1 protein-coding gene is annotated in these 231 nt (G+C 46.8%); it reads left to right on the plus strand.

What is annotated here, in order from left to right:
- Positions 1–190 (plus strand): hypothetical protein (locus AB4135_RS22220; protein WP_206747603.1); only part of this gene is annotated, 190 nt, incomplete at its 5' end.
- Positions 191–231 lie beyond the last annotated feature (41 nt).

The raw sequence follows: 231 nt of genomic DNA on the forward strand, positions 1-231 counted from the left end.
CAAGACGACGAAATCACGTGATCTAATGGCCACCGTAAATGATGCAGCAGTGCAAAGAAAGTTCATGTTCTTATCTGGGGAGATCTACTTAACACGCGATCGGTCATTAACCAGTGAGGCTCTGGTTTATAAGTGCCTTGGCTTTTCAGCGTCATCGACTGAAAAGAGCGAACCAGATGAAAACCGATAGCGCATAACGGGGTAACTCGGGATGTGATTAAGCAGAAGGCC

Source organism: Shewanella sp. 10N.286.54.B9, assembly GCF_041468565.1.
In the GTDB taxonomy this organism is placed as follows: Bacteria; Pseudomonadota; Gammaproteobacteria; order Enterobacterales; family Shewanellaceae; genus Shewanella.